This is a genomic window from Cellulosimicrobium sp. Marseille-Q4280, from assembly GCF_943181405.1.
Lineage (GTDB): Bacteria > Actinomycetota > Actinomycetes > Actinomycetales > Cellulomonadaceae > Cellulosimicrobium.
In genome coordinates this window covers 95987-117357 of record NZ_CALPBY010000003.1, presented here as the reverse complement: position 1 = coordinate 117357, position 21371 = coordinate 95987, and the positions used below count along the sequence as shown (strand labels likewise).

The 21371-nt window shown below is 73.8% G+C and carries 30 protein-coding genes; 26 read left to right on the top strand and 4 right to left on the bottom strand.

The annotated features are described in order from the left end of the window. Positions 1-12 precede the first annotated feature (12 nt). Positions 13-1494, bottom strand: a complete 1482-nt coding sequence (locus NFS20_RS08755; protein WP_285821114.1) for an MFS transporter — start codon at positions 1492-1494, stop codon at positions 13-15. Positions 1495-1706: 212 nt separating this feature from the next. On the opposite strand from NFS20_RS08755, the gene NFS20_RS08750 reads away from it, so the two are divergent. Next, positions 1707-2450: an MBL fold metallo-hydrolase gene (locus tag NFS20_RS08750; RefSeq protein WP_251151397.1), complete on the top strand. Its 744-nt coding sequence runs from the start codon at positions 1707-1709 to the stop codon at positions 2448-2450. Between the two features lie 558 nt (positions 2451-3008). Here the strand turns inward: NFS20_RS08750 and NFS20_RS08745 are convergent. Continuing rightward, positions 3009-3611 (bottom strand): hypothetical protein, encoded by a 603-nt coding sequence (locus NFS20_RS08745; RefSeq protein ID WP_251151396.1) that lies wholly within the window; start codon positions 3609-3611, stop codon positions 3009-3011. Positions 3612-3667: 56 nt separating this feature from the next. Between NFS20_RS08745 and NFS20_RS08740 the strand changes: the two genes are divergently transcribed. The 3 genes from NFS20_RS08740 to NFS20_RS08730 all read left to right on the top strand — a co-directional run bounded on the left by NFS20_RS08740 (position 3668) and on the right by NFS20_RS08730 (position 7067). After that, positions 3668-5914, top strand: coding sequence for a DEAD/DEAH box helicase (locus tag NFS20_RS08740; protein WP_251151395.1), 2247 nt, complete (start codon positions 3668-3670; stop codon positions 5912-5914). A 93-nt stretch (positions 5915-6007) separates the two neighbouring features. After that, positions 6008-6310 (top strand): GNAT family N-acetyltransferase, encoded by a 303-nt coding sequence (locus tag NFS20_RS08735; RefSeq protein WP_251151394.1) that lies wholly within the window; start codon positions 6008-6010, stop codon positions 6308-6310. Between the two features lie 55 nt (positions 6311-6365). Next, entirely contained in the window at positions 6366-7067 is a 702-nt protein-coding gene (locus NFS20_RS08730; protein ID WP_251151393.1) for a restriction endonuclease, read from the top strand. A gap of 3 nt (positions 7068-7070) precedes the next feature. Here the strand turns inward: NFS20_RS08730 and NFS20_RS08725 are convergent, their stop codons facing one another. Beyond that, positions 7071-7484, bottom strand: a complete 414-nt coding sequence (locus tag NFS20_RS08725; protein WP_251151392.1) for a hypothetical protein — start codon at positions 7482-7484, stop codon at positions 7071-7073. A gap of 121 nt (positions 7485-7605) precedes the next feature. Here NFS20_RS08725 and NFS20_RS08720 point away from each other — a divergent pair, with 121 nt between their 5' ends. The 17 genes from NFS20_RS08720 (at position 7606) to NFS20_RS08640 (ending at position 17406) form a co-directional block, all read left to right on the top strand. Further along, a complete protein-coding gene (locus NFS20_RS08720; protein WP_251151391.1) occupies positions 7606-7962 on the top strand; it encodes a hypothetical protein in 357 nt (118 codons plus the stop codon). Between the two features lie 2 nt (positions 7963-7964). Then, positions 7965-8459 carry a hypothetical protein gene (locus tag NFS20_RS08715; protein ID WP_251151390.1) on the top strand — a complete coding sequence of 165 codons (495 nt, stop codon included), beginning with the start codon at positions 7965-7967 and terminating at the stop codon, positions 8457-8459. A 64-nt stretch (positions 8460-8523) separates the two neighbouring features. After that, entirely contained in the window at positions 8524-8847 is a 324-nt protein-coding gene (locus tag NFS20_RS08710; RefSeq protein WP_251151389.1) for a histone-like nucleoid-structuring protein Lsr2, read from the top strand. Between the two features lie 50 nt (positions 8848-8897). Beyond that, positions 8898-9842 carry a hypothetical protein gene (locus tag NFS20_RS08705; RefSeq protein ID WP_251151388.1) on the top strand — a complete coding sequence of 315 codons (945 nt, stop codon included), beginning with the start codon at positions 8898-8900 and terminating at the stop codon, positions 9840-9842. A 56-nt stretch (positions 9843-9898) separates the two neighbouring features. Further along, complete coding sequence (locus NFS20_RS08700; RefSeq protein ID WP_251151387.1) at positions 9899-10234, top strand: hypothetical protein; 336 nt, start codon at positions 9899-9901, stop codon at positions 10232-10234. Continuing rightward, positions 10231-10467, top strand: a complete 237-nt coding sequence (locus tag NFS20_RS08695) for a hypothetical protein (protein ID WP_251151386.1) — start codon at positions 10231-10233, stop codon at positions 10465-10467. Before NFS20_RS08700 ends, NFS20_RS08695 begins: the two co-directional genes overlap by 4 nt. 8 nt (positions 10468-10475) lie before the next feature. Then, positions 10476-10895, top strand: coding sequence for a DUF7241 domain-containing protein (locus NFS20_RS08690; RefSeq protein ID WP_251151385.1), 420 nt, complete (start codon positions 10476-10478; stop codon positions 10893-10895). After that, the gene (locus NFS20_RS08685; RefSeq protein ID WP_251151384.1) at positions 10892-11734 is read left to right on the top strand and encodes a hypothetical protein; all 843 of its coding nucleotides are present in this window, start codon (positions 10892-10894) and stop codon (positions 11732-11734) included. The genes NFS20_RS08690 and NFS20_RS08685 overlap by 4 nt, the downstream gene beginning before the upstream one ends. A gap of 54 nt (positions 11735-11788) precedes the next feature. Beyond that, complete coding sequence (locus tag NFS20_RS08680; RefSeq protein ID WP_251151383.1) at positions 11789-12565, top strand: hypothetical protein; 777 nt, start codon at positions 11789-11791, stop codon at positions 12563-12565. Continuing rightward, entirely contained in the window at positions 12546-13103 is a 558-nt protein-coding gene (locus NFS20_RS08675; RefSeq protein ID WP_251151382.1) for a hypothetical protein, read from the top strand. Before NFS20_RS08680 ends, NFS20_RS08675 begins: the two co-directional genes overlap by 20 nt. Continuing rightward, positions 13100-14092: a hypothetical protein gene (locus NFS20_RS08670; RefSeq protein WP_251151381.1), complete on the top strand. Its 993-nt coding sequence runs from the start codon at positions 13100-13102 to the stop codon at positions 14090-14092. The genes NFS20_RS08675 and NFS20_RS08670 overlap by 4 nt, the downstream gene beginning before the upstream one ends. 7 nt (positions 14093-14099) lie before the next feature. After that, complete coding sequence (locus NFS20_RS08665) at positions 14100-14435, top strand: hypothetical protein (protein WP_251151380.1); 336 nt, start codon at positions 14100-14102, stop codon at positions 14433-14435. 54 nt (positions 14436-14489) lie between these two features. Continuing rightward, a complete protein-coding gene (locus NFS20_RS08660) occupies positions 14490-14900 on the top strand; it encodes a hypothetical protein (protein WP_251151379.1) in 411 nt (136 codons plus the stop codon). Between the two features lie 40 nt (positions 14901-14940). Then, entirely contained in the window at positions 14941-15465 is a 525-nt protein-coding gene (locus NFS20_RS08655; RefSeq protein WP_251151378.1) for a hypothetical protein, read from the top strand. Between the two features lie 53 nt (positions 15466-15518). Further along, positions 15519-16394, top strand: a complete 876-nt coding sequence (locus NFS20_RS08650) for a hypothetical protein (RefSeq protein WP_251151377.1) — start codon at positions 15519-15521, stop codon at positions 16392-16394. Beyond that, positions 16391-16891, top strand: a complete 501-nt coding sequence (locus NFS20_RS08645) for a hypothetical protein (RefSeq protein WP_251151376.1) — start codon at positions 16391-16393, stop codon at positions 16889-16891. The genes NFS20_RS08650 and NFS20_RS08645 overlap by 4 nt, the downstream gene beginning before the upstream one ends. A gap of 56 nt (positions 16892-16947) precedes the next feature. Beyond that, positions 16948-17406, top strand: a complete 459-nt coding sequence (locus NFS20_RS08640) for a hypothetical protein (RefSeq protein ID WP_251151375.1) — start codon at positions 16948-16950, stop codon at positions 17404-17406. A gap of 8 nt (positions 17407-17414) precedes the next feature. Here NFS20_RS08640 and NFS20_RS08635 read toward each other — a convergent pair whose 3' ends face one another. Beyond that, complete coding sequence (locus NFS20_RS08635) at positions 17415-17585, bottom strand: hypothetical protein (protein WP_251151374.1); 171 nt, start codon at positions 17583-17585, stop codon at positions 17415-17417. Between the two features lie 139 nt (positions 17586-17724). Here NFS20_RS08635 and NFS20_RS08630 point away from each other — a divergent pair, with 139 nt between their 5' ends. From NFS20_RS08630 to NFS20_RS08610, 5 genes are all read left to right on the top strand, one after another. Continuing rightward, on the top strand, positions 17725-18387 hold the full coding sequence (locus NFS20_RS08630; RefSeq protein ID WP_251151373.1) for a hypothetical protein: 663 nt from the start codon (positions 17725-17727) through the stop codon (positions 18385-18387). Continuing rightward, positions 18384-18773 (top strand): hypothetical protein, encoded by a 390-nt coding sequence (locus tag NFS20_RS08625; protein WP_251151372.1) that lies wholly within the window; start codon positions 18384-18386, stop codon positions 18771-18773. Before NFS20_RS08630 ends, NFS20_RS08625 begins: the two co-directional genes overlap by 4 nt. Positions 18774-18858: 85 nt before the next feature. Then, on the top strand, positions 18859-19374 hold the full coding sequence (locus NFS20_RS08620) for an RNase H family protein (protein WP_251151371.1): 516 nt from the start codon (positions 18859-18861) through the stop codon (positions 19372-19374). Between the two features lie 89 nt (positions 19375-19463). After that, the gene (locus NFS20_RS08615) at positions 19464-20234 is read left to right on the top strand and encodes a hypothetical protein (protein ID WP_251151370.1); all 771 of its coding nucleotides are present in this window, start codon (positions 19464-19466) and stop codon (positions 20232-20234) included. Between the two features lie 125 nt (positions 20235-20359). After that, positions 20360-21361: a hypothetical protein gene (locus NFS20_RS08610; RefSeq protein ID WP_251151369.1), complete on the top strand. Its 1002-nt coding sequence runs from the start codon at positions 20360-20362 to the stop codon at positions 21359-21361. Positions 21362-21371 lie beyond the last annotated feature (10 nt).

Sequence of the window (21371 nt, the reverse complement as noted above, 5' to 3'; positions counted from 1 at the left end):
ACGCGGGACGGATCAGGCCGGGACGAGTGCGGGCTCCGGTGCGCGGTCGACGTGCGGCTCCGGCTCGGGTGCACGCCCGGCGTCCGGCTCAGATGCACGCCCGGCTCCCGGCTCAGGCGCACGTCCGGCTGCGGGACGCTCCGCGGTCGTGCGCCGGGACCGGCGCAGCCGCCGGTGCAGCGCACCTGCGCCGACCACGCCGACGACGACGAGCCCGCCGGCCACCAGCGCACCGCGTGCCCCCAAGATCTCCAGGAGCAGCCCGAGCAGCGGAGGCCCGGCGAGGCCCCACGTGGTGCTGGCGGTGCGCCAGACCCCGAGCACCCGCCCCCGCAGGTGCGACGGCGGGTCGGTCTGCAGGACGGTGGTCCCGGCGGTGTCCGAGATCGACTCGACCACGGCCATCGGCCCGACCACGAGCAGGAGGACCGTCAGGGTCGGGGCGAGGCCGGCGACGACCTGGAGGAGCGCGCCCACGGCGGCGAGCAGGGCGACCAGGTGCACCGTCGGTCGACGGAGCCGTCCGGCGAGCACGGCTCCGAGGATCCCGCCGACGGCGAGCACGGTGGACACCGTGCCGAACTCCTGCGCGCCGCCCGCGAGCGCCCCCGTGACGAGGACGGCGAGCGTGAGGGTGTAGTTGCGGCCGAGGACGGCGCTCACGGCCGTGACGACCAGGAGCGCCACGAGCCGGGGTCGACCGAAGAAGTAGGGCACGGCCCCGCGGTCCTCGTCGCCGGGTGCCGAGCGCACGACCGGAGCCGGTCCGACGACCGGTCCGACGACCGGTCCTGCGGTCGGCACGTCCACCTCGGCAGGCGCCGACGTGCCGGCCCGCCCGGCGTCGGGGTGCAGGACGAGGAACGGCACGACGAGCGCCACGCCGAGAAGGGCCGTGCCGTTCGCGAGGTAGGCGACGGCCGGTCCGGCGAGCGCGACGGCGCCGCCCGCGAGCGCGACGCCGACGAGCCGGCCGGCGCTGTGCACCACCGAGCCGATCCCGATGGCCGACGGGACGTCCTCGACGGGGACGAGGTCGTTGCCGAGGAGGGCGGTCGCCGGTCCGTCGACGGTCGCGACGAGGCCGGTGACGGCGGCGAGGGTGAGGAGGACGGGCAGGGTGAGCAGGTCGAGCGCGACGAGCCCTGCCGTCGTCAGCGCGACGACACCGAGCACCGCCTGGCTGAGGGCGGCTGTCAGCTTGCGCGGCCACCGGTCGACGACGGCGCCGCCCGCGACACCGAGGAGCAGCGCGGGGGCGGCCTGGACGGCGAGCGAGAGGCCGGTGACGGCCGCCGACCCGGTGATCTGCAGGACGAGCAGGTTCTGGACGGTGAGCTGCATCCAGGCGCCCGCGTTCGACACGAGGTTCGCGCCGGACCACCAGCGCATCGACCGGTGACGCAGCGCGCGCCAGGGAGACCGGTCGGGGGTCGTCGGTGAGGGTGGTCGATCGAGAGCGGGACGGGGCAGCTTCAGGGCAGGGTGAGGCACAGCACGCAATCAGGGAGAGGTGGGCGCCCGTCAGGACCGGGGGCGCGAGCGTCCGGAGCGGGCACCCCGCGCGGACGGTCGAACATTCAAGCAAGCGTCTCGGGAAGCGCTCCACCTCCGGACCCCGATCGTGACCAAGGTCGCAGCGCGCGAGCGCGCCGCCTCCCTGCCTACGGTGAGCGGAACCTGTCGACGGACGACGAGGAGGGGCCGTGCTGACCGAGGTCGCGGACCGTGTGCACCGGCTGGAGCACGCCTACGTCAACGTCTATCTCGTCGCCGACGACGACGGCCGGGTCCTCGTCGTGGACACGGGCCTCCCGGCGACGTGGGACCTGCTCGGGCACGCGCTGCGAGAGCTGGGGCACCGCCCGTCCGACGTGGCAGGCGTCGTCCTCACGCACGCCCACTTCGACCACACCGGCTCGGCCGCGAGGGCGCGGTCGAGGCTCGGTGTGCCGATCTGGCTCCACGAGGACGACGCCGAGATCGCCGCCCACCCGTACCGGTACGCGCACGAGAACGTCCGCGCGCTCTACCCGCTGCGCTACCCGGCGGCCGTGCGCATCCTCGCGTCCATGGCGGCGGCAGGTGCCCTCCGGGTGCCCGGCGTGCGGGGACTGCGGCACGCGGAGCCCGGCGCGACGCTTCCCGTGCCGGGCTCGCCCCGCGTCGTCTTCAGCCCTGGCCACACGGCCGGGCACTGCGCGCTGCACCTGCCCGAGCGCGACGTCCTCCTCACGGGCGACGCGCTCGTCACGCTCGACCCCTACACCGGCACGCGGGGGCCGCAGATCATCGCGGGTGCGGCGACGGCCGACAGCGCCCAGGCGCTCGCGTCCCTGGACCGCCTCGTCGAGACCGGCGCGACGACGCTCCTGCCGGGTCACGGGAATCCGTGGACCGAGGGGGTCGGGACCGCCGTCGAGCGGGCACGGGAGGTCGGGCCGCACTGAGCGAGAGCGCCGTCGGCGGGCAGCTCGCTTGCCGACGGCGGAACGACGAAGCGGGCCCAGGTTTCCCTGGACCCGCTCCGTCGTCGCTGTCTCAACGAGTGTCCGGAGGGGGACTTGAACAACTTGACGCCCCCTCTGCTGACCTGCAGAAACGCCGCGATCGGCGGAATACTGCCGATCAGTGTGCGCCGTTGTGGTCCGCAGTGGTCCACTTTGAGAGCGCCGTGAGCCTAGGGGCGCACGTGATGGGCGCACAAGGGGCGCACGGCCCGGGCGGTGCATTTCTCGCGGAATGACGCCAGAAAGTCGCCGAGGCGTCCCGGGCGTGTCCAACTCCTCACGCGGGGCGATTGCCGTCGCAGCTCGACGTTCGCCAGTCGGCGAGCCTAGCGAGGCTGGCGCCCGAGCGTCCTCCGCGCCACGGTGCTTCGCGGGTCGTTCGCGTGCGCCCATGCACTCCGGGGGTCCAAGGGTGCGCGCCGTCGCGCACGCGAACGCCGCCCGGACCAGCACGGTTCCGAGCGGCGTCTGGGGTCGAGCGTCAGCTGGCGCCCGAGGTCACCAGGTGCGGTCGGCGGCGAGCACCTCGCGCGCGAACTCCACCGCGGCCGCGGTATCGGCCTCGTCCAGGCCGTAGCCAAGCGGCGCATCGACGTAGAGCCGCGGGCGGTCCAGCAGGGCGAGCGACCGGGCCGGGTACGTCGCCGTGGTCGGGCTCCACCGGGCGGGTGTGCCCCGCTGGTGCGCAACCTGCACGACCGGGACGCGCTGCCACGCCGATGCGGGGGAGACGTAGAACGCGAACGCCCCGCTCGGGGCGACCTGCACCGGCCGGCGCCCGCCCCCGCCGATCACGACGACGTCGGCCGCCGGGGACCACGGGTAGCGGTTCAGTCGGGCAGCGAGCTCCACCCGCGCGGCGTCCAGGTCGCGCTGCAGCAGCGCGGTCACCCGGTCCTGCGTGTCGCACCAGTGCTGCAGCTGCTGACGCTCGCGCACCGCGGTCACAGGCGGCCGATGCGCCCAGGCGTCGTCGACGCGTGCCTCGCGCTCGGCGATGCGTCGCTGGAGCACCTGGACGGAGCGCTCCGCCGCCTGCACGGAGCGGTCGATCGCCGTCAGCTCCAGGTGCCCGAGCTTGAGGTCCTCGAGATGGGTCATGCCACAAGGATGTGCGGCAGGACTGACATGTCGGCGCTGCCGCACATGTACTCGGGGTGAGCAGCAACCGAACCGCGACCCTGACCGGCACCCGCCGTCGTCCGATCCTGCTGCTGCGCTTCGACCGGTACGCACCGGTCCCGGTGAACGCGAAGTTCCCGAAGTACCCCGAGCGCAAGGTCATGCGCCCCGGGAAGCAGAAGGTCCACCGCGGCCGCCCCAAGATGCTCGTCGACTGGGTGCTCGCGCTGCCCGGCCGGTACTTCGACAAGGACGCCGGGCACTGGGTCGTCTACAACCCCGGCCCCGAGATCGACCGGGTGCTCGCCGAGCTGAACTTCACCGTCGACCTGTCCCACGGCACCAAGGCGGGCATCACCCACCTGGCCGACCTCGCCACACCGTGGATCGAGGTCGCCCCCGACGACCCGTGGACCACGCACGTCTACCCGCGGTTCTCCGACGCCGGCGAGCACGTCCCGCTCGGCTCGGTCTGGCAGGCCAAGGACAAGGACCACCCGAACCTGCTGCGCTGGCTCGTGCACACCCCGGACCTGCGCCACCTCGCCGCCGCCGGCGTGCCCGTGCCCGCCGACCTGATCGAGCGCGGCAAGGCCCTGGTCGCCGACGTCACCGGCGGCGTGCTGGGCACCTCGCGCCCCGACTGGCCCATGCTGCTCGGCACGATGCCGCGCGCACCCAAGAAGATGCCCGACGGGCTGCCGGCGCTGCCCGAGTGGGCCGGGCGCACCCTGTTCGGCTACCAGGTCTCCGGCGCCTACTCCATCGTCGGCGGGCACGGCCTGCTGGCCGACGAGCCCGGCCTGGGCAAGACCCTGCAGTCCATCGCCGCGCACGCCCTCGTGGAGACGAAGCGGCTGCTGGTCATCTCCCCGCCGGTCGCGCTGACGAACTGGGTCAACGAGATCGCGAACTACCGGCTCGCGTTCCCGGCCAAGCACCCCGAGGCGCGTCCGGGGGCCGGGACCACCGTGATGATCTCCGCGGGCCGCAAGATCCCCGACTTCCCCGACGTCGGGGCGATCGTCGTGCCTGACTCCCTGCTGACCTCCCGGCCCGAGATGCGCGAGCAGCTCGTGGCGTGGGCGCCGGACGGCCTCATCGTCGACGAGTCGCACCGGCACAAGAACTGGTCGACCGACCGGGCCCGGGCCGTGCGCTCGGTCGCCCAGCGCGTCTCCGGGCTGCGGGTGCCCATCTCCGGCACGCCGATGACGTCCAGCCCCGAGCAGCTGGCCTCCCAGCTGGCGATCAGCGGGCACCTGGACACCGTGTTCGGCGGGCTGCACGACTTCCTGACCGCGTACTGCACCGTCGACCAGTACGGGCGGTTCAGCCCGCGCAAGCGCGCCCTGGGCGAGCTCAACGCCATCCTCAACAAGGACGTGTGGGTGCGCCGGTTCGCCGAGCAGGTCTACAACCGCGACCCCGACGGGCCGACCATGCCCGAGGTGCTGCCGCCCCGGGCGAAGTACATCGACCTGGACCCGGCCGGGCGCGCGCTCTACAAGGAGGCGATCACCAAGCAGCGCGAGGTGGCCGACGAGTGGCTCGCGACGTTCGGCGAGGCTCGGGACGGCACGCCGCGCCTGCCGTCCGACGAGGAGATCAAGGCGTTCGCCGCCACCAACATCGGGTTCATCTCCCCGCTGCGCAAGGCCGCCGGCCTGGCCAAGATCCCCGCGGCGGTCGAGTACATCACCGAGTGGATCACCGCCCAGGACGCCGGTGGCCACGACCGGCCGCTGCTGGTGTGGTGCCACCACAACGAGGTCGCCACCGCGATGCGCACCGCGATCGAGGACGCCGGCGCCGACGTGGCCGTGATCGACGGGGCGACGTCCGCGGCCAACCGCGGCAAGATCACCGCCGACTTCCAGGGCGGGCGGTACAAGGCGCTCGTGCTGTCGCTGCAGGCCGCCGGCGTGGCCATCACGCTGACCCGCGCGTGCGACAACCTGTTCGTCGAGTCCGACTGGGAGCCGACCACGCTGACCCAGGCGCGCGACCGCACCAAGCGCATCGGCCAGCAGCGCGCGATCACCCTGACGACCCTGCTGGCGACCGGCACGCTCGACGAGCACCTGCAGCGCGTCCAGCGCCGCAAGGCCGAGATCCTCAACCCGGTGCTCGGCGAGGGCTACGACACCTCGGTCGCGACGCAGGAGACCGACGACCTCGCCTCGGTCGGTTCGATCATCACCACGATCGTCACCGAGCAGGCCGAGGCCCGCGCCAAGCGCAAGGCCACGAGCCGGCGGCAGGTCGCACGTGCCGCGTGAGGATGCCGCACATCGGTACGCCATGAACACCGCACCGAGGACCGGCACGCTCACCGTCGAGCCTGCGCACCGCCGCGCCGTGGGGCGGCGGGCATGAGCCGCATCGAGGTGGACACGCCCGAGGGCGCCGCCGTCGTGCTGCGCGCGTGCAACCCGGCCTGTGCCCGGCTGGACCTGCTGTCGGTCGCCCGGGCCCACCGCGGACAGGGCAAGGCGCGCGCCGCGCTGGCCGCCGTAGCCGCCGTGGCGGACGCCCGCGCCATGACCGTGCACCTGAGCGTGGACACGGGGTTCGGCTCTCACCGCGCCGGCCTGATCCGGCTGTACCGCGGTGCGGGCTTCCGGTACGTCGCCGGGTCGTCGGGCGCGATGATCCGATCGCCGCGCACTGCCTAGCTCCACCGTCTCGCCGACGCGCCGGGGTGTCCTGGGCGGCCGGTAGCCTCCAGGCGTGACATGGACGTCCGGCGAGCCGATCGCCACCCCGCGCCAGGCCGAGGAGTTCGCCGCCTGGCACCTGCGCACGCTCGGCTTCGCCGACGCCCAGGTCACCCAGGCGAGCAACGACGGCGGCATCGACGTCCGCTCCACCCGGATCCTCGCCGAGGTCAAGCAGCTCACCGCCGTCGTCGGACGCCCGCTGCTGCAGCGGCTCGTCGGCGCGCGCGGCGCCCAGCACCACCTCGCCCTGGCGTTCTACGCCGCGAACGGCTACTCCCGGGGCGCGCGCGAGTACGCCGAGGAGATGGGCGTCGCCCTGTTCACCTACTCGACGCTCGGCGACGTCGTGGCGGTCAACGCCCCGGCTCGCGAGCTCGAGGCCGCCGCACCGCCACCGGAGCCCGCGACCCCACCGCGCCCGAGCGCCCGGTCGGCCGCCCGGGCCGCGTACGTCGACGCCAAGGCCAAGGCGGAACAGCAGAGCCCGGAGGAGCTGCTGAGCGAGCTCGCCGACTGGCTGGAGAAGGCGCTGCTGGTCATGGGCCCGATCGGCCTGCTGCTCGGCGTCGGGATGCTGTTCACGCTCCCGAGCTCGGACGACCTGGTCGAGTCCCTGCGGTCCACGCTCGGGGCACTGGCCGTCGGCGCCGGGCTGCTCGTGCTGCTCGTGCTGATCCGGCGCGTGCGGCGCAAGCGTCGCCGGGGCTGGTAGCCGCTACAGCGCGTCAGCCACAGCCTGCGCCTGGGAGGCGTCGCTGAACGTGCGCGGGAAGCCCGACGCGTTGCGCAGCGGCTCGCCGTCCGGGCCGATGACCCGGAACTTCGCGCCCGCCGGCTCGACCCGCCCGCCCGGCCGCGGCTGCGGCGCCGACGCCTTCGGCTTCGCGGCCTGGTGCGCCGGGCGCGCCTTGCGCTTCGGCTTGTGGTGCCGCTCGATGCCCAGCGCCCGCTCGATGTCGCGCCGGATCTTCTGGGCGTTGCCGCCCTGCATCGTCAGGCCCGAGCGCAGCACCGTCCCGTCTGGAAGCGTCCAGCGCACGTGAGTGCTCTTGGTGATCTCCACGGTGCCACCGGCGCGTCGAACGTCGCGCACGAGCGGCTCCAGGTCCTTGTTGATGCCCAGACCCACGGTGTCCTCCAGATGTCGATGCGGGGGTGTCGACCAGTGGATGTGCGGCAGGCGCCGCCGTGCCGCACATCAGATCACCAGTCGCTTCCCACACGGGGGAGCAGCAGCACGAGGAGACGCCATGCCCGAGCAGGCCACGCAGCGGTACGAGACGCCGGTCAAGATCACCGACGTGTTCCTCGGGTTCGAGGGCCACGGCATCTTCACCATGACGCTCACCGTCGACTTCGGCGGATCCCAGGCGATGATCGGCGGCTACAACCTGCAGGGCGACACCGGCTTCGCCGCCGCGTTCATCCGCGGCGTGCTGCAGGCCACCGGCTCCAACGACATCACCCAGATCAAGGGCAAGACCGTCCTGCTCATCAGCCGCAACGACCGCCACTCCGCGAGCGTCGGCGCGCTCGGCATCAAGCAGATGCCCTTCGACGGCGGCAGCGAGTTCCTGTTCGACGAGGCCGCGGCCCGGTACCGGTGACCGTGACCGTCGAGCAGCTGCGCGCTCTCGACGGCGCCGCGCAGTTCCTGAACGCTGCGCGCGCCGTCGGGAGCGCCGTCGTGCGCACCTCGCCCGGGCACCCCACCCGGGAGATGGCACTGCTCGCCGGGGCCGAGATCGCCGACGAGCGCCACGTGCCGGTGCACGCCGTCCTCGAGGCCGCGCTTCACCCGTTCCTCGCGAGCTGGATCCGCGAGAGCTTCGACCGCCCGATCCACCTGCACTCGCCGAAGGACTTCACCACCAGGCCGGTGCCGGCCGCCGCGGTCCTGGTCGTCATCAGCGAGGGCGGCGGACCGCAGAGCGCGCCCTACGAGGGCGAGCTGCTCGCGATGGCCGCCACCCACCCGCTCGTCGTGCTGCGCGACCCCGCCAACGTGTACCGCGCCGCAAGCCGCCTGCACACCGTCGCAACCCGCCAGCCCGCCCGGTTCTCCTTCACGGCACTGCGCCCGGCGCGTCAGACCCGACGGTGACCGTGTAGAACCCTCCGTGTGCGGTACGAATGAGACGTTCAACCCCCACAGCACGGAGGAACCGATGGCTCAGCGCATCGAGGTCAGCCTGATCGACGACGTCGACGGAGGGAAGGCGGCCGAGACGGTCACCTTCGCCCTGGACGGCGTCGCCTACGAGATCGACGTCAGCACCGAGAACGCGGGCAAGCTGCGCGACGACCTCAGCCGGTTCGTTCAGCACGGCCGCCGCATCGCCAGCCGCAGACCGGGCCGCCGGACAGCGAGGTCGGCACCTTCACCCGACCGTGCTGCCGTGCGGACATGGGCGCGCGAGAACGGTCACGAGGTCAGCGGGCGCGGGCGCATCCCGCAGGGCGTGCTCGCCGCGTACGAGGCCGCGCACTGACCCGCGGGTGAGGGTCATGGCCGGGCAGGGTGCCCGCACATCTACCGGCCATGACCAGCACCGCGTTCGACGCCGCCGCCCACCCGCGCACGCCCGCTGGCGTCTCGGCCGGCGGGCAGTTCTCCATCAAGACGCGCTCCGAGGCCGACCTGGTACTCGACCGCGCCGACCTGTACGCCGACCACACCCCGCCGATCGGTGGCGACGACCACGTCGCGTTCATCACCCCCGACGGCGCGACCCGCCTCGCCCACGCCGCCGCCGAGCGCACCGGCTGGCCCCTGGTCGCCGTCGCCAGCAGCGGCTCCCCCGAGGGGCCCGTGCACGTGGGCGTGCGCACCCCGTCCGGTCAGATCCTCGACATCTCGGGCCTGTCCAACGAGAGCACCTGGGTCGCGCGCTGGGGCCACCGCGTCTCGGACGACAACGGCAAGGCGGTCATCGTCGACGCGCCCGACGTCGACCGGGAGCAGGCCGGCGCCATCAGCGACGCCCGGGCTGGGGAGGTCGCCGACCTGCTGCTCGCCGAACACGGCGACGCCGCCCGCGCCGACGTGCCGCCGGTCAACGACGCGGACGACACCACCTTCACGGGCGGGTACTGCCACCGCCTCGCCCAGGCCCTGCACGAGCGCACCGGCTGGCCGCAGGTCGTCATCGCCGACGGCCCGAACGGCGTCGTCGGCTGGGTCCACGCCGGCGTGCGGACCCCGTCCGGCCAGATCCTTGACGTGCGCGGCCTGCACTCCGAGGACGACTGGGCCGAGGAGTGGGGCTCGACGGTCGACGCCTACGGCCACGACATGCCCGAGGAGGCCGGGTACGACGGCGACGACGTCTGGGTGTACCCGGCCGACCAGTTCGACTGGACGCCCGAGAAGGGCTGGGGCGAGCCCGACGGCGGGCACGACGAGAGCACCGAGAAGCGCGCCGCGCAGGTCGCGGACCTGCTGATCGCCGAGCACCGAGCCGACGCCGAGCAGAGCGGCGCCTGAACCGCGTGCGGCAGAGCCCCTGGTCAGACCTGGGCTCTGCCGCACATCGGTAGGCCATGACCACCGCACACGCCCCTGCCATGCGCGCCGTCGCGCCGTCGTACCAGCTGCTCAAGCGCGAGCTCGCGCGGGCGGTCCGCGGCGCTGGGCTGCTTCCCGACGCCTCCGCGGCGGCGAGCATCGAGGACACCTACCAGGCGCTGATCGGCTTCTTCCCGACCGGGACGCCCGTCACGGCCGTCTACATGCATGAGGGCACGCCGGTCGAGATCACCGGAACCGTCATCGGGTCGAGCCGGTCGTCCAACGAGGAGCCGTCGTTCGCCGTGGCCGTCATCGACGGGGTCGTGCGCGACCTGCCCGGCTCCCTGCTGGCCCGGACCGACGCGTGAGCACGACCCGCCTGACCTCCGCCCAGGTCGAGGCGCTCGAGCGCGTCGCCGACGGCAGGGTCACGAGCGAGGACACCGGCGAGCGCCGCGTGTGGCGTGTGCGCGGGTTCTGGCAGCCCGCGCCGGCGCGCCCGTACGAGCGCCTGCTGGCCGACGGCCTGATCGAGGCGCAGTTCGAGATCTACCCGACCCCCGTCACCGTGACCGACACCGGACGAGAGGCACTTTCGTGAGCGAGCGCATGACCACCATCACCCTGCCGGGCACGCCCTACGAGGGCCTGTCCGACCACGGGCGCCGCACCGCGCCGCAGATGATCGCCCTGGCCCGCGAGTACGCCGCGTCCGAGCTCGCGTCGGCCCAGGCGGCGCTGGCGGCGTCCGACGAGGAGTTCCGCGTCGTCACGCACCGCGGGATCCACCGCAAGACCGCCCGCGACGTCATCCAGGAGGGCCGCGAGCCTGCCCGTACCCCGCGCACGACGTGGCCGGTCGGCACCGTGCTGCGCGGCACCGAGCACTACCCCGACGGCGGGTCGAGCACCGCGACCATCCTCATCACCTACGTCTCGGACCAGATCATCCTGGCGCGCAACGTCGACACCGGGCGCGAGTCGTCCTGGGACCTGAGCCTGCGCGACTGGCAGGAGGTGGCCCGATGACGCACGTGCCCGCACTCAGCCCGCGCATGGTCGACCTGATCGGCGCCGACACGCCCCTGCCCGTGCGCCGGGTCGGGACCCTGGCGAACACCGTGCGAGTGCCCCGCGAGCTGCGCGCCGGGCACGTGCTGCAGGCCGACCTCGCCGCGCTCACGTCGCACGGCCACCGGGCGCTCATGCGCGCAGCCAGCACCCTGGCGATGCTGCAGCGCAACGGCGCGCACGGGCAGGCGACCGTCCTGTACGACGGGTCGCTGATGAACCCGCGCACCGTCGTCGTGGTCGACGCGCCGGGCGTCGAGACGCGCCTGGTCGTCTCCACGCAGGACACCGTGATGGGCGCGAGCCTGTACGGCCTGGGCGGCAAGTGCGTCGAGGTCGGCATGCTCGGCCACCGCGCGCCGGCCATCGACTGGGCACCCGGCGGGGCGACGCCGAAGGTGGGTCGCGACCGGCTGCTCCACCTGATCGCCCAGGCTGCCGCACCGACCGCGTTCGCGGAGGTCTACGGCCCCGAGCACCGCGAGGTCATCGAGTTGCACCACCTGGAGTGGAGCAAGCGGGGCATCGCCTGGGGGCTGTCGACCCCGTACGGCGGCCTGACGGTCGCCCTCGACGAGTACAGGCAGCGGGTCTCGACGCCGCGGCACCCGAACGGCCGGGGCACATGGGGGCGCAACCGGTGGGTCGAGCCGCAGCTGGTGCAGGCAGCGGAGATCAAGGCCGCGTCGGCGATCGGCACGTACGACCTGAGCGAACTCGTCGGTCCCGCGCACGACCTGGCCTACCAGGCTGCCGCCGCCTTCCTGCGTGCGCCCGCCCGGACGGTGGTCGAGTGAACGCCGCCGACGACGACCGGAACGCCGACGCCCACATCTCCGAGGCAGGTTCCGATGCGACTGCGTGACGCCGCCCTGACCGTCGCCGACGCCGGCGGCCCGCTTCCCATCACCCACACCGACGGCGCACCGGTCGCCGAAGCCGACAAGCGAGGCCTGCGCATGGTGCGCCTCGCGCGCGACCTGATGCTGCAGCTGCGACGCGCCGGCGTCGTCGGCACCGCCCGTGTGTTCGCCATCGACGAGACATCCCGGCGCGGCACCAGGTCGATCGTGCTGGCCGTCGCACCGGCCGGCGCGCCCACGAACTTCCAGATCGTCGCGGCCGACGGCATGACCCGCCGCGGCTCGCTGCACTCAGTCACCGGCGACCCCTACGGGTACCTCGCCGTGCCCGGCGGTCGCTGGGCCGAGATCAGCCTGAACCACGGCCCCGAGCGGCTCAACCTCGAGCTCGCCGAGTCGCTGGCCGGCACGCTCGCCGGCGCCGTGTGGGACGACGTCGTCGGCACGAAGGGCGGACGGGGAGCGATCCGGCTGCGCAAGGCCTGGGCCCAGGAGGGGGTCGTCGTGTTGATGCTCGACGGTTCCGTCGGCCGCACGCGGGTCGCCATCGCACCCGGTGGGCGCGTCACCTCGATCCAGTCGATCGACGACAGCGGCGCGCTGGTCCGCGCGGGCGGCGCGTACCAGGACTTCCTCGCCCACCAGCTCGCCGACGCGCTGGGCGACATCGACGTCCTGGGACGGTTCCGCGACGCCCTCGTGCAGTCCGTGCACGCCCACCTGCCGACCCTGCCGAAGGACGTCCGTGGCTTCGAAGTCCACTGAGCGCGAGCGCGCCCGCCTGCAGGCCGCCGTCGAACGCGAGACGTGGGTGATCGCCCGGCACACGTTCACCAGGCAGTGCGCGCAGGAATCGCTGCAGCGCCTGGACACCTCCGCCAAGGGGCACCCGAGCCACGAGTTCACGCCCTGGGAGCCGCTGCCCACCCGCGAGTCCGTCGCGGCGATGGCCGAGCGGATCGGGCCCTACTGGTGGACGTACGCGGTCGGGCGCGCCGCGGAGCGCAGCGCGTACCCCGAGTGCGTGCACTGCCGGACCGTCCTGGGCAGCATCAACGCCGGCAAGCCCTGCGCAGGCGACACCCACCGCTGTCCCGAGCCGGACCCCGACGGCACCTTCCGCCAGAACCAGCGGCCAGTCGCGTGCGGGCGGCCCGGCACCTTCACGCCCGGGCGCGTCACCTGGTCCTGCCAGGCTGGGCACGTCCTGGCCGAGCGCCACGCCACGGCCAGCCCGAGCCCGCACGCCACCTGCGCCCGACTGCACTGCCCCTGCGTCCACCTCACCACGGGAGCCTCATGACCACGCTCGTCGCCTACGACCCCCGCGCCTGGGCGTCCTGGCGCGCCCTCGCGCTCGGCCACGTCCAGGCGCTGACGGCCGCCGCCGGTCGCCCGGAGCCCGACGTCGAGTCCCGCACCGAGACGATCCTGGGCATGGTCGCCGAGATCCGCGAGCTCGACCTGGACGCCACCTCGGTCCGGCTCGACCTCGCCGAGATGGCCCTGCTCACCCCGGACACCGAGCAGGCGTGGCCGGCCGACAGCGCGCCCGGCACCCCGGGCCCGGGCGGCTGGGTGGACGCCAGCGCGCTCGAGGTCGCCGCCGGGCTCATGAGCGACCTGCGCGAGCTCAACGACCGCGTCACGGACCGTGCCGCCGCCGGGCCGGTCGCCGCCTCGTGGGCCGCGGTCCAGGCCGCGCACGACGCGCTGGCCGGCGCCCCGGTCGTCGCCGTCGAGCCGCACGCCCCGGCCGCGCCCGAGGAGTTCGCGACCTGGTGGGCCCAGCTCGGTACCGCTTCCGCGCTCATGGCCGGGTGGAACGCCACCGCGTTCATCGAGAACCGCCACGGCAAGCCCTGGGAGCCCGCGCTGGACCTGCGCCTGCGCTTCGAGGGCGGCCGGGTGCGCGTGGCCGCCGACCTGCAGTCCTACCAGTTCGCCGACTTCGCCCAGCTCATGACCGGCTCCACCCTGCAGTCGGTGCTGATGGGGCTGAGCCGGTGCGCCGACGCCGGGCAGGCGTGGGCGGCCACCCGCAGCGCCACCGGCCTGGCCGCCAAGGCTCGCGAGCGCGGCGGCGACGTCGACTGGTGGGTGGGTGCCGACCCGGCGTTCGCCGACCTCGCACCGCTGGTCTGGTCGCTGCTGGACGGTCACGGTTCGCTGCACGTGGCCTTCGGCCCGGACGCCACGTGGACGCTCGCCGGCCCGGTCGAGGAGTCCGGTCGCGGGCTGGCGGCGCTGCGCTCCGCGCTCGGGCGGGCGTGGTGGACCTGCCGCACATAGGCAGGTCATGACCGCCGCTCTCGCGCCCGCCCCGGACCTGCTCGACAACCTCACCCGCCTGCAGCGCGAGGACCTGACCCGGCTGCTGGACGCCGGCAACGTGGTCGCGTACGGGTTCGTGGGCGCCACGCTCGAGGTGCTTGTGCAGGTCGAGCAGGACGCCGCGATGGGCCCTTACGACGAGCCGTGGCGCGTCGAGCAGCGGTTCTGGCACGGCTGGCACGACTCGCGTCGCGTCGGCCTCGCCCAGGCCGAGCTCGCCGTGGACGCGATGCTGAGCGCCGGGGGAGTGCAGGTCGGTTCGCTGCCCGCCAAGCCCGAGGGCTGGTACGGCTGGCGGTAACCCCTGGCGCGGCATTCGAGGCGTATGTCGGGATGCTGCTGCATACTGGAACAGGTGTACGAACCGCCCGACCCTGGAGGCCAGGTGCAGCAGCACCCGCTCCCCACCGTGGAGCAGACGTTCGAGCGATCCCTGACCGGGGTCGACGGCACCGTCATGCACTGGGCCATCACCTCCGAGAGCCCGCACCCCGGCGCGGTCCGTCTCGACTACACCGAGCGCCGTGACGGCACCGTGACGATCACCGGCATGGTCGTGCACCCCTCGGCCGCGCGCCGCGGCCTGCAGCGTGCCGTCCTCGCCTCGCTCGCCGCCCACCACCCGAGCCTGCTGTGGTGGCGCCTGGCCCCGTCGCTCGCCCGCGCCGCGACGAACCGTTCCGCGACGTTCTGGGCGCGCGCCGCCGCCGACCACACCGTGTTCCTGGCCGACGAGGACGGGTTCGCCCTCAAGGCTCGCGCCTGACCCCACCCCGGGCGCCCCGGCTGCCGGTATCTTGGCCGACGTGGCCGACGACGTGGACCTGAGCGTCCTGAGCGCTGACGAGCAGGCGACGTACACGCGGCTGGCACGCGAGGCCGCGCGCAAGGGCATCGGCGGCGCGGTCGCAGCCACGATCACCTACCTGGCGCTCACGCTCGGCCTGCTCACGATCTCGTTCGTCGCCCTGGCGCACGACCGGGACGGCGCACTCGACGACATCGCCGGGCTGCTCACGGTCGGCGTCGGCGTCCTCGGTGTGCCCTGGGTGCTGCGCGCGTTCCGGGACGCCGAGCACGCCAAGCTGGAGCGCGAGCGAGCCGCCAGCCGCTACCTGACCCAGATCCGGTACCACGAGCGCGAGAGACGGCGCCGCCTCGGTTCCGGCGGCTCAGGTGGCGCGAGCGACAGCCCGACACGACGGCAGATGCAGCACGAGTGGTACGGGGACCACTCGGAACTGACGTGGCGCGACCGCGAGATGGGCGAGACGCTCGGCATGGACTCCGACACCTACGTGAGCAACTTCCTCGAGAACGACAAGGACTAGGCCGAGCGGACGACGGCGCGCTCGCACTGCGCGGTGCCGCACATCCACTGGGTGTGAGCACCCGCATCGGCCACGGCTACCGCCTTCGCCCCGGCACAGACGTCCTCGCGCTGCTGATCGAGCACCGCGCCCAGCTGGACGCCGTGCGCGACCGCCTCGACGCGACCGAGGTCGTCGCGGGCGCCGTCGCCGCGATCGACACGGCCGTCGCCCACGCGCTGCCCGCCCCGGTGGACGCGCTGCGTGTCAGCCACACCGAGATCATGACCCGGCGCGCCGCCGAGGATCCGCGCGTCGTGTGGTCCGACCCGAACTACCTGTCGGTCTCCTGGGGCAAGGACCCCAAGAGCGGGTACATCGGCCTGCTCGTCCACCGCGGCCACCCCTACCTGCAGGACGCCGTCGCCGCGCTGCCCGGCGTCAGCGAGTACGGGTACTGGGACAGCGAGGACCCGCCGGCCGACATCGCCCCGGACGACTGGGCCACCCGCGAGTCGTTCTGGGACCGCGTCATCCCCACCGGGCGCCCCGCCGACACGATGGCGACCTGGAACCACCGCGACGCCGGTGTCGTGCCCCTGACGCTCGTGCTGGACGGCGGTGCACCGACGCCGCTCGCCCTGGACTGCGTGCCCGACGTCGATCAGCGCGCCGCAGCGATCGCCCGGCGGATGCTCACGCGCGCCGTGACCCGCAACGACCCCGACGCGGACCCGGTGAGCTCGGTCCTGTCCGCGGTCTTTGCGCTCGGCCGCGGCGAGCACCCCGAGGTCATCGCCGCCGCCCGGGCCCTGTGCGGACCGATCGGCCCGCTCGAGCTCACCGGAGTCCGCAAGCCCCGGACCGTGAACCTGGCCGCCCGACGCGCCCGCATGGCCGTGGCTGTGCGCGAGGCCACGGACGCCCTCACCGCCAAGGAGACCCGATGACCGCCCCCGCGCCGCGCTGGCTCGTGTGGACCCACGACCGCGACATCGACGGCCAGCCCGCCTACCTGGTGTTCGCCCCGGCCCACCTCGCCGACGTGCGCTCCAGGCGCCGGCGCACCATCGCGGCAGGAGTCGGGCTCGCGATCTTCGCCGCGGCGGTCACCGCCGTGCTGCTCGGCCTGGCCGTCGGCCTGACCGTCGGCGTCGTGCTCGCCGCGGCCGCCGCCGTGCTGACCACCGACTCCACGTACGGGCGCGCCACGGTGCGCATCACCTGGACCCCGCTGCTGGACGACCTGGACCTGGCGCGCCGCCGCGCCCCGCACCTGCTGCCCGAGCTGCACACGCTGGCCTGGGACACCCTGACCGGCCGGCGGCCGAACGTCGCCGCCACGGTCGAGCACCAGGGTGCGCTGAGCGCGGTGCGATCGCGGCTGCGCAACGAGGTCGCGCGGCAGGGCGAGAGCGTCGTCGACGGGCTCATGCGCGCCGCCTGAGGGCCCGCGCCGCCGGGCGATTTGGCCCGGGCCGCTGCGCCCAGTTGGATGGCGCCATGTTCAGCGCCATCTACTTCCTGCTGCACGCAGGAGCAGTGCTCGCCGTCGCCGTCGCGGCGCTGTCCGTGGTGGTCTACCCGGTGCTCCTGGTGCGCGCCCGCGGCAACCCCGTGCGCGCGGCGAGCATGGAGCTGGAGTTCGCCTTCGCCCACCCGGGCTGGTCCATCCTGATCGCCGTGGCGGTCACGGCCGGCGCCTGGTTCGCGTGGGACCACCTCTACGAGCCCGAGCACACCGACGAGGGTCGCCCGTACGCCGCGCAGTGGTCGGTGCAGGCTCCCTCCGGCGGCGCACGGACGACGTTCGAGACCGACACCGAGGCGCTGTCGTTCGCCTGCAACACCACCCTCGGCGAGGACGGCTTCGTGCTGCGCTCCGACCGCGGCTACGAGCAGGAGTACGAGCCCGGGTCGGACGTGTGCCACCGCCGCTACTACGTCGACCGCGACGAGTAGGCCCTGCGCTACCAGCGCCCGATGCCGATGACCCGCCAGCCGTCCGGCACCTGGGCGTAGGCCAGGTCACGCCCTTCTTCGTACGTCGCGACGTCCCTGATGACGATGTCGCGCGACTCCAGGTCGTGCTTGCCGGAGTTGTCGGGCGGGATCTGCTGGATCGTGGCGCGGACGAGCATGACGGCGATGCTACGCGCGCCTGGCTCGCGCGCCGGCCGGCCGCCGTCGATCGCTCCCCGCCGCGCATCGGTGACTGAGCGCAGCGTGCCGCACATCCACAGGGGGAGAGCACCTCGTCACCCGACCCCTGGAGCGCCCGTGACCGGCACCGTCGACCTGTCCACCCGCGGTGGACGCCTGCGCGCCATGCTCGCCGTCACCCCGGGTGCACTGGAGGAAGCCGCCCACGCGCTCGACTGCACCACGTCGCAGGTCCACGCCCGCCTGGCCGGCGACGACCCGGACGTCGACGCGAGCGACATCGTCGCCCTGTCCGACGTCCTGCGCGTGCCGATTCCGTGGATCCTCGGCGAGGTGCCCAACCCGCTGCAGGTGCTGGTGCGCCTGCGCGCCAAGGCGCTGACCCCGACCCAGGAGCTCGTCATGGAGGTCCTGGCCGCCCGGTACCGCCTCGGCGAGCAGTGGTGGACGTTCGAGCCCGAGCTGCGCCAGACGATCCGCACGCTCGACGACGGCGGCCTGGTCGACATCATCGACGGGCACACCGCCGGCCGGGTCGAGGCGCGCCTGACCGCCGCCGGCCTGGTGCAGTACGTGCGCCCCGGGTTCACGTCCCCCGTGGACCGGCTGCGCGAGCGGGTCGAGCACGAGCGCCTCGTCAACGAGGGCCTGCACCAGGCGCTGCGCGAGGAGAAGCAGACCTCCCGCGCGCTGCGCGTCCTGCTGGAGCAGTACGAGTCCGGCGCCCGCCCGCCACGGACCAGCGACGACGGCGACGACACCCCGGAGGACCGCTCGTGACGACGTACCTGCACTCGCGCCCGCGCGCCCGCAAGGCCCATGTGTGCGACGTCTGCTCGCGCACCATCGAGCCGGGGGAGACCTACACCCGAGGCGTCGGCCTGGACGGCGGCGCCGGGGCGTGGACGTACCGGTACTGCGCGCACTGCGCCGTGCTGATCACCTACCTGTCCGTCTGGTTCAACGAGGACGAGTACGTCGCGCGCGAGCTCGTCGAGAACTGGGAGCCGCGGACCGGCGCCGGCCGCGCCGTGAAGGCTGCCGCCGAGAACCGGTGGCGCACCGGCGACGGCGCGCTCACGCCCGTTCCCGTGATCCTGACCGAGGACACCGAGACCACGTGGCGCCCGACCGGGATCGTCCTGCCCGAGCACGTCGCCGCATGAGCACCGCAGCGCCCCGCCCGACCACCCCGACCACCATCACCGAGGCCCCGGACCTGTTCCGAGCCATCCCCTGAGGAGCACCCCTGTGACCACCGCGCCCTACCAGTCCATGACCGTCGGCACCGACGGTGCCTGCTCCGGCAACCCCGGCTACGCCGGGTGGGCCTGGGCCGCCGCCGACGGCACCTGGGCGTCCGGCGCCGTCGCCCGCTCGACCAACCAGGCCACCGAGCTGCAGGGCCTGCTGGAGGCCATCACCACGTTCGCCGACGTGCCCGAGCTGACCGTCGAGCTCGACTCCGCCTACGCGATGAACACCTACGCCTCGTGGATGGACAACCACAAGCGCCGCGGCTGGCACACCGGCGACGGCAAGCCCACCTCCAACCGCGAGATCATCGAGGCCCTGGTCGACGCCCGCGACGCCCGCCGCGCCGCCGGGCTGCCGCCGGTGCGCCTGGTGAAGGTCAAGGGGCACGCCCGACCCGGCACCCACCCGCTCAACGAGCAGGCCGACAAGCAGGCCGTCGCCGCCCGCGTGCGCGCCGCCGCCGGCACGATCACCACCGAGACCGGCACCTGGGCCCCTCCCGGTCGCTGACCAGACGCTGCGGCGACGTGCTCGGTGCCGGTGCTCGTCCGCACATCTACCGGGGGTACCGCACCGAGCACCAGCCCCGGGAGACGACCGTGAGCTTCAACGAGTCCCAGCACGTCCGCACCCCTGCCGGAGTGAGCACCGGCGGGCAGTTCGCCGCGTCGGCCCGCTCCGAGTCCGCAGTGGACCTCGCCGCCACGAGGTACAGCGGGAAGGGCATGGGGTTCTTCCGCCAGGCCGAGATCGCCACGCAGGCCGTGATCCCGCTGCTGCCCGGCGCGCGCGACGACGGCGAGAACTGCCCCCAGCTGCACTGGCCGCACGCCCAGGGCGACGACGCTGCGCACGACGACGAGGACATCAGCGCCGGCGTGCAGGTGTTCGCCGACATCATGGACTCCGAGGTCCCGAACGGCACCTGGCGCCTGTCCCGCGGCGGCGTCGAGGCGCGCAGCGGCCTGCGCATGGACGCCCACCCCGCCGCCGTGGCGGCCTGGCTGACGCAGGTGCGCCAGACCGACGACGGGGACCTCGCGAACTACCCCGAGGAGGCCCGCGACAGCGGCGTCACCAAGGCCGTAGCCGCCCAGATCGAGGACGTGACGTCCTGGGACGAGGGCGGCGGCGAGACGATCTGGTACGGGTCCCGGGAGAACCCGGAGTGGACCGGGGACCACGCCTACCTCGCCCCGGCCGGCGACGGCGACGGCGACCCCGTGTGGCACTTCCAGCGCGCGGACACCGACGGCCAGAACGACGACGTCGCGGTCTCCGACATCCCGGTCGGAGCCGACCCGGCCGCGGCGGCCGCCTGGATCCGCGAGCAGGCGCAGCGGTTCGGGTCGGTGCCCTTCAAGGGCTGACCCGCCGCCAGGCAAGGCCCGGTCACCCGCGCGGTGACCGGGCCCTTGTCACGCTCGGTGCGCGGGCGCGCCCGCACATCTACCGGGAGTACCGCACCGAGCACCAGCCCCCGTGGGAGACGACCGTGAGCTTCAGCGAGTCCCAGCACGTCCGCACCCCCGCCGGGGTGAGCACCGGTGGACAGTTCGCCGTGTCCGCCCGGGCGGAGTCCCGCGCCGACCTCCACCTCGTCACCCCCACACCCGACGAGGTGCTGCGCGGCGGCATCCTCAAGACCCGCACCATCGCCCAGGCCATGCCGTCCGCCAAGCAGCGCGAGGACGGGTCCCTGTTCTTCCCCGTCGGCGACCACCGCGACCCGGGCGTGCGCGGCGCGAGCGTCGGCTTCGACCCCGACAACAAGGGCCGCTGGACGTACACCAGCGCGTCCGGCGTGCGCGTGGAGTCCCCGTACGAGTACACCGCGAGCGTCGACGAGCTCACCTCCTGGACCCGCGACCGCATCCTGGAGGAGGACCCGGACCAGCCGGTGTCCGCCGCGCTGCACCAGTTCGCCCCGTACACCAACATCGTGCGCGAGCCCGAGGGCGCGACCCTGTACCTGTCCGACGGGAACGCCGCCTGGGTGGACCAGAGCGACGGGCCGAACCGCGGCACGTGGATGCACTCCCAGACCACCGACCGCATCGTGTCCGCCTCCGGCCTGCCGGTGGACGCCCACCCGGCAGCCGTGGCCGCGTGGTGCAACGCGGCCGCCGTCGCCGACCCCGACATCCTGCGCGACGCCCCGGGCAACGTCGTGCTGACCGGCGTCACCAAGGCCGTCGTCGCCCACGTCGAGGGCGCCGAGTCCTGGGACGAGGGCGCAGGCGAGGCCATCTGGTTCGGCTCGCGCGACCACGGCGCGCACGACAAGGGCGACTACGCGTTCATCACCCCCGACGACGACCCCGAGCACCCGGGCGTCTGGCACTTCGAGACCGAGCAGACCGACACCCCGGACGCCGCCGGGAACTACTGCCAGACCGTCGTGTCCAACGTCGACGCCGGCGAGGACCCCGCCGTCGTGGCCGCCTGGATCACCGAGCAGGCGCAGCGGTTCGGGTCGGTCCACCTCGAGCGCTGACCGCCCGGCG